Genomic DNA, 12384 nt, shown 5'->3' on the forward strand with positions numbered 1-12384 from the left:
CCCCGCCGCCGCCCTGGCCGACGCCGGCCGTCTCGCCGCCGCCGCGCTGGCCGCGGAAGCCGTGGGCGCCGCCGACCACGCGCTCACCTCGACGGTGGAGTACGTGAAGGTCAGGGAGCAGTTCGGGCGCCCGATCGGCTCCTTCCAGGCGGTCAAGCACCGGCTCGCCGACCTCTACGTACAGCTTCAGGCGGCGCGGTCCGCCGCCTATTACGCCGCCTGGGCGGCGGGGGCCTCCGCCGGTGCCTCCTCGGGGGCGGGCGGCACCGAGGCGAGCGCCGAGTTCGAACTGGCCGCGCCCATCGCCCTTGCCCAGGCGCTGGAAACGCTGCGCATGGTGGCGGGCGCGGCGATCCAGTTGCACGGCGGGCTCGGCTTCACCTGGGAGCACCACGCGCATCTGTACTTCAAGCGGGCGACGGCAGACGAGCTGCTCTTTGGACCGGTCGAGGCCCTGCGCGCGCACGCCGCCGACCGGGCGGGGCTCTTCGCGCCCGCGATGGTCAGGAGCGCGGCGTGAACGGCGCGGCAGACGCCGGGGCGAAGGGCCCTGTCAGCGGGCGCGGCCTGGTCAGCAGGACCGGTGTCCTCGGCAGGTCCGTGCAGAAGGTGTCGGCCACCCGGGCCTTCGCCAAGGTCGCGCCGCATGTGGTGCCGGTCATGGACGGCGCGGTCCACCGGCTGACCGGCGGAAGGTTCCTGGTCAGCGCGAGCCTGCTGCCCGGCGTCGTCCTCACCGCGACCGGCGCCCGCAGCGGACTGCCGCGGCGTACGCCGCTGGCGTGCATGCCGGAGGACGGCGGCACCCTCGTTCTGGTGGGCAGCAACTTCGGCCGTCCGGGGCATCCGGCCTGGTCGGCCAATCTGCTGGCGCATCCCGACGCCGTGATCAGCGGCCGGGGCCGCGACCTCCAGGTCACCGCGGTCCTGCTGACCGGCGACGACCGCGCCGCCGCCTGGAAGGCGCTGGTCGCCTTCTGGCCGCCCTACGCGGTCTACGCCTCCCGTGTGACGCGCGAGATCCGGGTGTTCCGGCTGACGCCGCACGAGTGAGGTGCGGGGCAGGGCTGAACCGTCACCCACACGAAGACGCGGATAGGGGGCGTCACCCACACGAAGGCGGGCATCCGTGCTGTCACCCACACGAAGACGCGGGCGCCGCGTACCTCCCCCGAGGACTGTGCGGCACCCGCGTCAGGGCGTGACTTTCTGGCAGGACGGCGAAACGTCAACGCGAAAAGCGGTGCGTGCCGCGTCCGCTACTTGGCGGGCTTCTTTCCGGTCACACCGAGGTGGACCAGCAGCGCGAGATTCGGCTTCAGCTCGGCCTGCTTGACGCCCCAGCTCGTGAAGCCCTTCTGGTGAGCGGCGACAGCGGCCAGCATGGCGACCAGCGATCCGGCGACGGCCGCCGGGCTGACGTCCTTGTCGACCTTGCCCTTGCTCTGAAGGTCCTTGATGGAGTCGGTCAGGGAATTGGTGACGGCGTTGAGGATCTTCATGCGGATCTTGTAGAACCGCTTGTCCCCTTCCGCTGCTCCGAGGTCGACGACGCGCAAAATGGCATCGTGCTTCCGCCAGAAGGAGAGGAAACCGTCGACGAGTTCCTCGGCCGCCTGGGCGCCTGATTTGCCGACCCAGGAGCGGCCCGCGACCAATTCGGTCAGGCTCGCTCCCTCCTTGGCCATCTCGTCGGCGAGTTCGAGAACGGCGCCCTCGACGTCGGGGAAGTACTGGTAGAACGTTGCGGGGGAGGTGCCCGCCATCCGGGCGACGTCGATGACCTTGACGTCCCGGTACGGCGACGTGCTGAGCATCTCGCCCAGGCAGTCGAGCAGCTTCTGCCGCGTCGCCTGCCCGCGGCGACCGGCAACACGGCCGTCGACGGTGCGAACTTGTCCTGTCATGCCGTCAGTTTACCGACGGGTGATCAGCGCGCGATTCGGCCGCCTGCAAATGGGGAGGCAGCTCACCGCCACCATGAACATGCAGCTCAGCACCGGTTACATAGCGTGCTGACGGGGAGGCCAGAAAGAGGACGGGACCGGCGATGTCGGCCGGTTCCGCGAATCTCCCCAGCGGTATGGCGGCGGCCACCGCGCGCTGTACGGCGGGGTCGCCGTCCCCGTAGTGCGCCGCCGAGCGGTCCGTCAGCACCAGGCCCACGACCAGGCAGTTCACCCGGATCGCGGGGCCCCACTCGGCGGCCAGCGAGCGGGTGAGGGAGGCCAGGCCCGCTTTGGCGGCGCCATATGCGGCGGTTCCCGGTGAGGGGCGGCTTCCGCTGACGCTGCCGATGTTGACGATGGATCCGCCGTCCGGCTGGCGGGCCATCAGGGCGTACGCGCCCTGCGCGCAGTACAGCGGCGCCAGCAGATTCAGCTCGACGACCGCTCGTGAGAAGCGCGGCGAGGCGGTGGCGGCGTCGGCGGCGGGTGAGCCGCCCGCGTTGTTCACCAGCAGGTCGAGCCGCCCGTACGCCTCGGTGACGTGTGCGAAGAGCGCCCGCACCGCTTCGGGGTCGCGGACGTCGGCGGCCCGGAAGGCGACACCGGGGGGCAGGTCCGCGGGCGGTGTGCGCCCGCACACCAGCACCTGGGCACCGACCGCCGCCAGTGCCTCGGCGATGCCCCGGCCGATGCCACGGGTGCCGCCGGTCACGAGCGCCACTCGCCCTTCCAGGTCGTCCGTCACGTGGGCTATCGTGCCAGAGGAACTGACGATGCGTCAGATCTGTGCCGGACATCGGTCGGGATCCGGATCCGTACATCGGTACATCCGTACATCCGTAAAAGGCCAACGAGCGGGCGGAGGACGGCCCATGGCGATACAGGTGGCACGCCCCGGAACCGGCGTCGCGGAAGTCGTGATCGACGCGCCGCCGGTCAACGCGATCGACGTGAAGGGCTGGTTCGCACTCGCCGACGCGCTCACCGCGCAGGGCGCGGACCCCGAGGTGCGGGCGGTGGTCCTGCGCGCGGAGGGCCGCGGATTCTGCGCGGGGGTAGACCTCAAGGAGATGCAGAGCACCGCGGGATTCGACGCGCTGCTCGGCGCCAACGCCGGATGCGCCGCCGCCTTCTCCGCCGTCTACGACTGCCAGGTCCCGGTGATCGCCGCCGTGCACGGCTTCTGCCTCGGCGGCGGCATCGGCCTGGCCGGGAACGCCGATCTGGTCATCGCCTCCCATGACGCGTACTTCGGCCTGCCCGAGGTCGACAGGGGCGCGCTCGGCGCCGCCACGCACCTGGCAAGGCTCGTACCGCAGCAGCGGATGCGGCACATGGTCTACACGTCGCAGAACGCCACGGCCGCCGAGCTGCACGGTTACGGCACGGTTCTCGCGCTCACCCCCAGGGATCGTCTGCGCGACGCAGCCATTGAGATCGCCACCGCGGTCGCCGCCAAGGACCCGCAGGTGGTCAGGGCCGCGAAACAGTCGCTCAACGGCATCGACCCGGTCGACGTCAAGCGCTCCTACCGCTACGAGCAGGGCTTCACCTTCGAACTCAACCTGGCGGGCGTCGGCGACCGGCTGCGCGACGCCTTCACCGAGGGAGGCGCCGGATGACGGACAAGCGCATGACCGCCGACGAGGCGATAGCGCACCTCGCCGACGGCATGACCGTCGGCATCGGCGGCTGGGGCTCGCGCCGCAAACCGATGGCGCTGGTGCGGGCGATCCTCCGCTCCCCGCTCACCGACCTCACCCTGGTCTCCTACGGCGGCCCCGACGTCGGCCTGCTGTGCGCGGCGGGCAAGGTCCGCAAGGTCGTCTACGGCTTCGTCACCCTCGATTCCGTCCCCCTGGAACCGCATTTCCGCGCCGCCCGCGAGAACGGCACCGTCAAGGCGCTCGAAATGGACGAGGGCATGTTCCTGGCAGGGCTGCGCGCCGCCGCCCTGCGGCTGCCCTTCATGCCGGTACGCGCCGGGCTCGGCGCCGACGTCCTGCGGTACGCGCCCGAGCTGCGGGTGCTCCCCGACCCCTACGGCACCGGGGACGAGGTGGTCGCCGTACCGCCGCTGCGGCTGGACGCCGCCCTGGTGCACGCCAATCTCGCGGACCCCGCGGGCAGCGCCGCCCTCACCGGGCCCGACCAGTTCTTCGACGACCTGTTCTGCCAGGCCGCGGACGCCGCCTATGTGTCGGCCGAACGCGTCGTGCCCACCGCTGACCTGCTCAAGGAGGCGGGGTGCGTGCACGCCCTCGTCCTGCACCGCTACCTCACCCACGGCGTGATCGAGGCACCGCGCGGCGCGCACTTCACCGAGTGCCCGCCCGAATACGGCCGCGACGAGCCGTTCCAGCGCGCCTACGCGACCGCCGCGGCCGACCCGGCGGCCTGGGCCGCCTTCGCCGAACGCTTCCTCAGCCATGTGGATGAATCGTCTTATCAACAGGCTGTGGATAACTTCCACGAGGAGGCGACCCGATGACCGCGACACCGAACGGCCCGACCGTGCCCCCGAACGGCTCGACCGCCGCGGCGACCGGCCCCGCCACCAGGGCCGAGATCTGCGTCACCGCCTGCGCCGACGCCTGGCGCGGCGACGGCGAGATCCTGGCCAGCCCCATGGGTGTCGTGCCCACCCTCGGAGCCCGCCTCGCCCGCGCCGTCTTCGCCCCCGACCTGGTGCTCAGCGACGGCCTGGCGTATCTGCTGGCCGGCGACATCCCTCTCGGGGCGGCCCCCGACGCGCTCACCGTCGAGGGCTGGCTGCCCTACCGCGCGGTCCTCGATCTGGCCGCGCGCGGGCGGCGCCACGTCATGATGGGCCCGAGTCAGATCGACGCGTACGGCAACGCCAACATCTCCTGCATCGGCCCCTGGGCCCGCCCCACCCGGCAGCTCCTCGGCGCGCGCGGCGCCCCCGGCAACACCGTCAACCACACCACCAGCTACTGGGTGCCCCGGCACGCCCCGCGCGCTTTCGTCGAGCGCGTCGACGTCGTCTGCGGCATCGGCTACGACCGCGCCGCCGCCGTCGGCCGCGCCGCGCGCTTCCACGGTCTGCGCACGGTCGTCACCAATCTGTGCGTCCTGGACTTCGGCGGACCCGGCCACCACCTGCGGCTCGCCTCGCTGCACCCCGGCGTCACTCTGGAGCGGGTCGTAGCGGCGACCGGCTTCCGCCTCACCGTCCCGGCCCGCGTCCCCACCACCAGGCAGCCCACCGACGCCGAACTGCGCGTGCTGCGCGATGTCCTCGACCCGCGCTCCGCCCGCGACCGCGAGGTCCCCGCATGACCGCCGGCGGGCCGCTGAGCACCCGCCTCACCGACCTCACCGGCATCCGCCACCCCATCGTGCAGACCGGCATGGGATACGTCGCCCGCCCCCGCCTCGTCGCCGCCGCGGCCAACGCCGGGGCCCTCGGGGTGCTGGCCGCCGCCACCTTGTCGTACGACGAACTGGCCGCGGCCGTCGCCGAGGTCAAGGCGGCAGCACCCGGACGGCCCTTCGGGGTCAACCTCAGGGCGGACGCGCCGGACGCGGCACGGCGGATCGCGCTGATGGGCCGCGAGGGCGTACGGGTGGCCTCCTTCGCGCAGGCGCCGACCAGCGAGCTGATCCGCGCCGCGCACGACGAGGGGATGGTCGCGGTGCCGTCGGTCGGGGCGCGGCGGCACGCGGAGAAGGTCGCCGAGTGGGGCGCGGACGCGGTGATCGTGCAGGGCGGGGAGGGCGGCGGGCACACCGGCCGGGTGCCGACCACGCTGCTGCTGCCGCAGGTGGTGGACGCGCTGCGGGGCAGCGGGGTGGCGGTGGTCGGCGCGGGCGGCTTCTTCGACGGGCGGGGCCTCGTCGCGGCCCTCGCCTACGGCGCCGACGGCATCGCGATGGGCACCCGCTTCCTGCTGACCTCCGACGCGCCCGTGCCGCGCGCCGTCCAGGACCGCTACCTGGCCGCCGACGTCACCGGCACCCTCGTCACCACCGAGGTCGACGGGGTGCCGCACCGCGTCCTCGCCACCGTCTTCGTCCGCTCGCTGGAACGCGGCGGCCCCCTCGTCCGCTACCCGCGCGCGCTGCGCAACGCCGTCCGCTTCTCCCGGCTGTCCGGGACGCCGCTGCGCGCGATGCTCCGGGAGGGACGGGCGATGCGCGCCACCCGCGAGCTGAGCTGGCCGCAGGTCCTGATGGCCGCGAACACCCCGGTGCTGCTCCGCGCAGCGATGGTCGAAGGGCGCGCTGACCTGGGCGTCATGGCCTCGGGGCAGGTGGCGGGAGTGATCGCCGACCTGCCCTCGTGCGCGGACCTAGTGGACCGGATCATGGCCGAAACCGAGGAAGTTCTGGGCCGTCTCAAGAATTGACCATATGTTCGAATTCTCTCTCGTGCGGACGGGAAGATCACTGGTTACGGTGGCATTCCAGACATTCGCGAGAGGAACCAGCTCATGTCCGCATTCGGTGAAGGTGCTCCCTGTTGGGCCGACGTCTCGCTTCCCGACCTCGCGGCCGGGCAGCGTTTCTACGGCGAGCTGTTCGGCTGGACGTTCGAGGACCAGGGCGAGCAGTTCGGGCACTACACGCTGGCCAAGCTCGACGGGAAGAACGCGGCGGCCCTGATGGGCAAGATGGATGAGTCGATGCCCACGGCCTGGGGCATACACCTGGCCACCGCGGACGCCGCGAAGACCGCGGCCAGGATCACCGAGGCGGGCGGGCACGTCGTCTTCGGCCCCGACGAGATCGGCGACACCGGCGTGCTGGTCGGCGCCGTCGACCCGGGCGGCTCCTTCTTCGGCGCCTTCCAGCTCCGCGGCCACCCCGGCTTCGACGTGGTGAACGTGCCCGGTGCCTACTGCTGGACCGAGAACCACACGCGGGACGCGGCGGCGGTCGACGCCTTCTACGAGACGGTGTTCGGTTACGACGGCGTGCAGGTCGGTGACGGCGTCCACTTCGACTACAAGGTGTGGTCCCGCCCCGGCGACCCCGAGGGTCAGCTCGCCGGCCGGATGAACAGCGCGTCCGGGGGCGGGGACGAGCCGCCCGCGTTCCAGGTCTACTTCGTGGTCGCGGACTGCGACGCCGCCGCCGACACGGTGGGCCGGCTCGGCGGACGGGTCGTCATCGGGCCGGAGGACTCGCCGTTCGGGCGGATGGCCGTCGTCGCCGACGACCAGGGCGCGAGGTTCGCGATCATCGACGTGACGCGGAGGAGCGGCTCGATACCCGGCGCGTGAGCCGGGCCGCCGGGTCTCCGGGGCGGGTCAGAGCCGTTCGATGACGGTGACGTTGGCCTGGCCGCCGCCCTCGCACATGGTCTGGAGGCCGTAGCGGCCACCGGTGCGCTCCAGGTGGTGCAGCAGGGTGGTCATCAGCCGGGCGCCGGTCGCGCCCAGCGGGTGGCCGAGGGCGATGGCGCCGCCGCAGGGGTTGACCACGTCGGGGTCGGCGCCGGTCTCCTTCAGCCAGGCCAGCACCACGGACGCGAACGCCTCGTTGATCTCCACCGCGTCGAAGTCGCCGATGGACATGCCCGTCCTGGCCAGGGCGTGCTCGGTCGCGGGGATCGGTCCGGTCAGCATGCGGATCGGGTCGGAACCGCGGGCGGACAGATGGTGGATCCGCGCGCGGGGGGTCAGGCCGTGGTCGCGCACCGCCTGTTCGCTCGCGACGAGCAGCGCGGCGGCGCCGTCGGAGATCTGTGAGGACAGGGCCGCGGTCAGCCGGCCGCCGGGCACGATCGACGGCAGGGCGGCCATCCGCTCCGCCGAGGTGTCGCGGCGGGGGCCCTCGTCGGTGGCGAGTTCGGGGAGGGCGGCCGTTTCGCGGGCGAACCAGCCGCTGTCGAGCGCGTGCAGGGCGCGACGGTGGCTCTCCAGGGCGAAGCGCTCCATGTCCTCGCGGCTGATGTCCCAGTCGCGGGCGATGAGTTCGGCCCCGCCGAACTGGCTGACGGGCCGGTCGCCGTAGCGGGCGCGCCAGCCGGTGGACCCGGAGAACGGATCCGTGAAGCCGTATTCGCGGCCCACCACCATGGCCGCGCCGATCGGTATCCGGGACATGCTCTGGACGCCGCCCGCCACGACCAGGTCGCTGGTGCCGGACAGTACGGCCTGCGCCGCGAAGTGCACGGCCTGCTGGGAGGAGCCGCACTGCCGGTCGACGGTCACGCCCGGTACGTGCTCGGGCAGTCCGGCCGCCAGCCAGCAGGTGCGGGCGATGTCACCGGCCTGGCCGCCGATGGCGTCGACGCAGCCGAAGACGACGTCCTCGACGGCGCCGGGGTCGAAGCCGCCGCGTTCGACCAGGGCGGTCAGCACATGGGCGCCGAGGTCGGCGGGGTGGACGGGGGCGAGGGCGCCGTTCTTGCGGCCGACGGGGGTGCGTACCGCTTCGACGATGTAGACCTCGGGCATGGGGGGTCTCCGTTCTCGCAGGGCTGGGAGGTGATGAGAGGTGACGTGAGGGTGATGTGAGGTGAGGCGATGTGAGGTGAAGCGCGTGGAGATGAGGGCGCGGTGGCGTGCGATGAGGTGCGTCCCGGCCCGACCGAGATCTGACGATCCGTCAGATAGTCGGTTATCCTAGCGCGGTGACGGACCTTTCCTTCAGTGCTCAACAGGACGCGTTCCGGCGGGAGATACGGGACTGGCTCGCCCGTCGGGTGCCGCGCGAGCCGCTGCCGTCGATGGACACGGCGGACGGTTTCCGCGCGCACCAGGAATGGGAGCGGACGCTGTACGAGGCCGGGTGGGCGGTCGTCGGATGGCCGGAGGAGTACGGGGGAAGGGGCGTCGGCCTGGACGAGTGGCTGATCTTCGAGGAGGAGTACTGGCGGGCGGGCGCGCCGGGGCGCGTCGGGCAGAACGGCATCTTCCTGTTCGCGCCCACCGTCTTCGCCTTCGGCACCGACGAGCAGCGGGCGCGCGTGCTGCCGCCGATGGCCAGGGGGGAGGAGGTGTGGGCGCAGGGCTGGTCGGAGCCGGAGGCGGGTTCGGATCTGGCGAATCTGCGGGCGCGGGCGGTACGGGACGAGGCGCGCGGCGGGTGGCGGCTGAGCGGGCAGAAGACGTGGAGTTCGCGGGCGGCCCACGCGCACCGGCTCTTCGGCCTCTTCCGGAGCGACCCCGGCTCGCGGCGGCACCACGGCCTGACGTACTTCATGGTCGACCTGGCGGCGCCGGGCGTGACGGTACGGCCGGTCCGGCAGCTCGACGGGGAGGCCGGATTCGCGGAGGTGTTCCTGGACGACGTGTTCGTGGCCGACCGGGACGTCCTGGGGGAGGCGGGGGAGGGGTGGCGGATCGCGATGTCCACCACCGGGAGCGAGCGGGGGCTGAGTCTGCGGAGCCCGGGACGGTTCCTGGCGGCGGCCGACCGGTTGCTCGACCTGTGCCGCCTGCGCCCAGAACAGGCGGCGCCGCACCGGGACGCGGTGGCGGACGTGTGGATGCGGGCGGAGGCGTACCGGCTGTACACCTACCGGACGGTGACACGGATGCGGGAGGGCAAGGAGAGCGGGCCGGAGTCCTCGCTGAACAAGGTCTTCTGGTCGGAACTGGACCTCGACCTGCACGACATCGCACTGCGCGTGCTCGGCGCGGAGGCGGAGCGGTGCGGGCCGTGGCTGGACGGTTACCTCTTCGCGCTCGCCGGACCCATCTACGCGGGCACCAACGAGATCCAGCGCAATGTGATCGCCGAGCGGCTGCTCGGCCTCCCCCGGGAGCCCCGCCGATGAGACTCGCGCCCACGCCCGAAGAACAGCTCTTCGCCCGCACCGCCCGCGAGCTGCTGGCGGCGCGCTGCGCACCGGCCGACGTGCGCGCCGGTTTCTCGCCGGACCGCTGGCGGGCGCTCGGCGGGATCGGGGCGACCGGGCTGCTGGTTCCCGAGGAGTACGGCGGCCTCGGTCTCGGTCCCGGTTCCGACGGTCACGGTCCCGGCGGCCAGCACCTCGGCGGGCAGCGCCTCGACGAGCCGCCCCTGGGCGCCCAGGCGCTCGTCGCGCTCACCGAGGAGGCGGGCCGCGCCTGCCTGCCCGAGCCGTTGCTGGAGGCGGCGGTCGCGGCGGTACTGCTCGGGGGGCTGCCGAAGGGGGCGGATCTGCTGCGCGGGCTGGCGGAGGGCGCGGTGACCGTCGCCGTGTCCCTCCCCGCCCAGGACCCGGCGCGGGGACCCGGACCCGTACCCGCATCCGCATCCGCGTCCGTACCCGCATCCGAACCAGCAGGTCAGCCCGCTGTCGCGCACGCCGCGTACGCCGATCACGTGCTGGTCGTCACCGAGGACGGTGAGTTGCGGGAGGCGGGGGCCGGGCCGCGTACGCCCGTTGCCGGGGTCGACCCGAATCGGGGGCTGGCGCGCGTAGCGGACGGCGGCGGGCGGGTGCTCGCGCGGGAGTGGGAGGCGGCGGCAGGGAAGGCGGCGCGGCTCGGGGCGATCGGGGCGGCGGCCGACCTGGTGGGCGCGGCGGCGGCGATGCTGGAGCGAACGGTGGAGTACGCCAAGGGCCGCGTGCAGTTCGGGTCCCCGATCGGCGAGCGGCAGGCGGTGAAGCACCGGCTGGCGGACGTACTCCTGGCCGTGGAATTCGCGCGGCCGGTGGTGGCGCGGGCGGCGTACGCGTACGACCACGGGCTGCCCAGTGCCGCGCGGGACGCGGCCATGGCGAAGGTCTTCGCGAACGAGGCGGCGGGGAAAGCGGCGCGCGGGTGCCTCCAGGTGCACGGCGCGATCGGTTATACCGACGAGTACGACCTCTCGCTCTGGCTGCGCAGGGTGTGGGCGCTCTCCGCCGCGTGGGGCGATTCGACCCGGCACCGCGCCGCCGTGACGGCCGACCTCTTCGCGCAGGACGGCCCGTCCCCGTCCTGCCCGTCACGCTGAACCCCGCCGCCCCGCAAACCGACCCGTGCGGCCCCTCGTCCACGGGCGTCGGCCCCGACTCGCCTGCCCCGTACGGCACTTGGTCGCCGACGATGCGCCACGTGCGTCCCATGCCTCCCTCCCGGACGCCCCGTTCGGCGCGCCGCGCGCCCGAGACGGTGCGAATGGCGGATGATAACGAGTTCGCTCTCCGGGCGTGTCGCGGCGGCCCCGGGTTCGCAACCGGCGCCCATCCCAGGAAGAATCAGGCCCGTACCCTGGCGCTTGGGCCGGTCGAACGGGGTACGGAGCGCGCAGAGCGGGCAAAGCAGTACAGGCGGGCGCAAGCGCTCGATCACGGCAGCACGGCACGAGCACTGCGACAACAGCACAACGGCACAACAGCACAACGGCAGAGCGACAACGGAACGACGGTACGGCGCGCAGCACGGGGTAAGGCCGCGACAGCGCGGGCAACGCGGGCACGGGGAGGTGGCAGGGCAGTGGTGGAGCAGCTTACGCAGCACGACCCGAGACGGATCGGCCCTTTCGAGGTGCTGGCGCGGCTCGGCGCCGGCGGCATGGGGCTGGTCTATCTCGCCCGCTCGGCTTCCGGCCGCCGTGTGGCGATCAAGACCGTGCGCGCCGAACTGGCCGAGGACCAGCTCTTCCGGGTCCGCTTCACGCGTGAGGTGGAGGCCGCCCGCGCGGTCTCCGGCTTCTACACCGCGGCCGTCGTCGACGCCGACCCCCGCGCCGCCGTCCCGTGGCTCGCCACCGCCTACGTCCCGGCCCCGTCGCTGGAGGAGATCGTCAACGAGGCGGGCCCGATGCCCGCGCAGGCCGTACGGTGGCTGGCCGCCGGAATCGCGGAGGCGTTGCAGTCGATCCACGCCGCCGGTCTCGTGCACCGCGACATGAAGCCGTCGAACGTGCTGGTCGTGGAGGACGGGCCGCGCGTCATCGACTTCGGTATCGCGTCCGGCGTCTCCAACACCCGCCTGACCATGACGAACGTGGCCGTCGGCACGCCCGCCTACATGTCGCCCGAGCAGGCCCGCGACTCCCGCAGCGTGCGCGGCGCGAGCGACATCTTCTCGCTCGGCTCCACCCTGGTCTTCGCGGCGACCGGCCACGCGCCCTTCCACGGCGCCAACCCCGTCGAGACCGTCTTCATGCTGCTGCGCGAGGGCCCCAATCTCCACGGCCTGCCGCCCGAGCTGCGCCCGCTGATCGAGTCCTGCATGCGGATGGAGGCGGACCGGCGGCCCACCCCCGCCGATCTCCAGGCGCAGCTCGCACCGCATCTGTACTCCACCGGCGGCGACGACACGGGTACGGCGTCGGCCTGGCTGCCGCCCGGCGCGGTCGCGATGATAGAGCAGCGCCGCAGCGGACGGCCCGCCGTCGCCGCGGGCGGCGGCCGGGGCGCGGTCTCCCGTGTCTCCCGTGTCCCGGGCTGCTCGGGCTGCTCGCGCTGGTACGGGACGCGCGGCTCGCCGTCGTCCCCGCCGTGCGGGCCGTCGCCGTTGTGGAACGCGGGACCGCTCATCGT

At 73.0% G+C, this 12384-nt stretch carries 13 protein-coding genes; 10 read left to right on the forward strand and 3 right to left on the reverse strand.

Annotation, left to right across the window (positions count from 1 at the left end):
- Positions 1–520 (forward strand): acyl-CoA dehydrogenase family protein (locus tag BGM09_RS18855; RefSeq protein WP_262928382.1); only part of this gene is annotated, 520 nt, incomplete at its 5' end.
- A gap of 47 nt (positions 521–567) precedes the next feature.
- Positions 568–1053, forward strand: a complete 486-nt coding sequence (locus tag BGM09_RS18860; RefSeq protein WP_223187245.1) for a nitroreductase/quinone reductase family protein — start codon at positions 568–570, stop codon at positions 1051–1053.
- Positions 1054–1259: 206 nt separating this feature from the next.
- On the opposite strand, the gene BGM09_RS18865 is transcribed toward BGM09_RS18860, so the two are convergent.
- Together BGM09_RS18865 and BGM09_RS18870 are read right to left on the reverse strand one after the other, a co-directional pair.
- Positions 1260–1907, reverse strand: coding sequence for a TetR family transcriptional regulator (locus BGM09_RS18865; RefSeq protein ID WP_188282804.1), 648 nt, complete (start codon positions 1905–1907; stop codon positions 1260–1262).
- Positions 1908–1911: 4 nt separating this feature from the next.
- Positions 1912–2694: an SDR family oxidoreductase gene (locus BGM09_RS18870; protein ID WP_188282805.1), complete on the reverse strand. Its 783-nt coding sequence runs from the start codon at positions 2692–2694 to the stop codon at positions 1912–1914.
- Between the two features lie 127 nt (positions 2695–2821).
- Here BGM09_RS18870 and BGM09_RS18875 point away from each other — a divergent pair, with 127 nt between their 5' ends.
- From BGM09_RS18875 to BGM09_RS18895, 5 genes are all read left to right on the forward strand, one after another.
- Positions 2822–3571, forward strand: a complete 750-nt coding sequence (locus BGM09_RS18875) for an enoyl-CoA hydratase family protein (RefSeq protein ID WP_188282806.1) — start codon at positions 2822–2824, stop codon at positions 3569–3571.
- Positions 3568–4440: a CoA transferase subunit A gene (locus BGM09_RS18880; RefSeq protein ID WP_188282807.1), complete on the forward strand. Its 873-nt coding sequence runs from the start codon at positions 3568–3570 to the stop codon at positions 4438–4440. The genes BGM09_RS18875 and BGM09_RS18880 overlap by 4 nt, the downstream gene beginning before the upstream one ends.
- Positions 4437–5252 carry a CoA-transferase subunit beta gene (locus BGM09_RS18885; RefSeq protein ID WP_188282808.1) on the forward strand — a complete coding sequence of 272 codons (816 nt, stop codon included), beginning with the start codon at positions 4437–4439 and terminating at the stop codon, positions 5250–5252. The genes BGM09_RS18880 and BGM09_RS18885 overlap by 4 nt, the downstream gene beginning before the upstream one ends.
- A complete protein-coding gene (locus BGM09_RS18890; protein WP_188282809.1) occupies positions 5249–6322 on the forward strand; it encodes an NAD(P)H-dependent flavin oxidoreductase in 1074 nt (357 codons plus the stop codon). The genes BGM09_RS18885 and BGM09_RS18890 overlap by 4 nt, the downstream gene beginning before the upstream one ends.
- Before the next feature lie 84 nt (positions 6323–6406).
- Positions 6407–7198: a VOC family protein gene (locus tag BGM09_RS18895; RefSeq protein ID WP_188282810.1), complete on the forward strand. Its 792-nt coding sequence runs from the start codon at positions 6407–6409 to the stop codon at positions 7196–7198.
- 27 nt (positions 7199–7225) lie between these two features.
- On the opposite strand, the gene BGM09_RS18900 is transcribed toward BGM09_RS18895, so the two are convergent.
- Positions 7226–8377 (reverse strand): acetyl-CoA C-acetyltransferase, encoded by a 1152-nt coding sequence (locus BGM09_RS18900; RefSeq protein WP_188282811.1) that lies wholly within the window; start codon positions 8375–8377, stop codon positions 7226–7228.
- 176 nt (positions 8378–8553) lie between these two features.
- Here BGM09_RS18900 and BGM09_RS18905 point away from each other — a divergent pair, with 176 nt between their 5' ends.
- From BGM09_RS18905 to BGM09_RS18915, 3 genes are all read left to right on the forward strand, one after another.
- Positions 8554–9702 carry an acyl-CoA dehydrogenase family protein gene (locus BGM09_RS18905; protein ID WP_317452776.1) on the forward strand — a complete coding sequence of 383 codons (1149 nt, stop codon included), beginning with the start codon at positions 8554–8556 and terminating at the stop codon, positions 9700–9702.
- On the forward strand, positions 9699–10850 hold the full coding sequence (locus BGM09_RS18910; RefSeq protein WP_188282812.1) for an acyl-CoA dehydrogenase family protein: 1152 nt from the start codon (positions 9699–9701) through the stop codon (positions 10848–10850). The genes BGM09_RS18905 and BGM09_RS18910 overlap by 4 nt, the downstream gene beginning before the upstream one ends.
- Before the next feature lie 482 nt (positions 10851–11332).
- Positions 11333–12384, forward strand: a 1052-nt coding sequence (locus BGM09_RS18915; RefSeq protein ID WP_317452777.1) for a serine/threonine-protein kinase, incomplete at its 3' end; no start/stop codon positions are given.

The organism is Streptomyces sp. CBMA29, from assembly GCF_014596445.1.
Classification (GTDB): Bacteria; Actinomycetota; Actinomycetes; order Streptomycetales; family Streptomycetaceae; genus Actinacidiphila.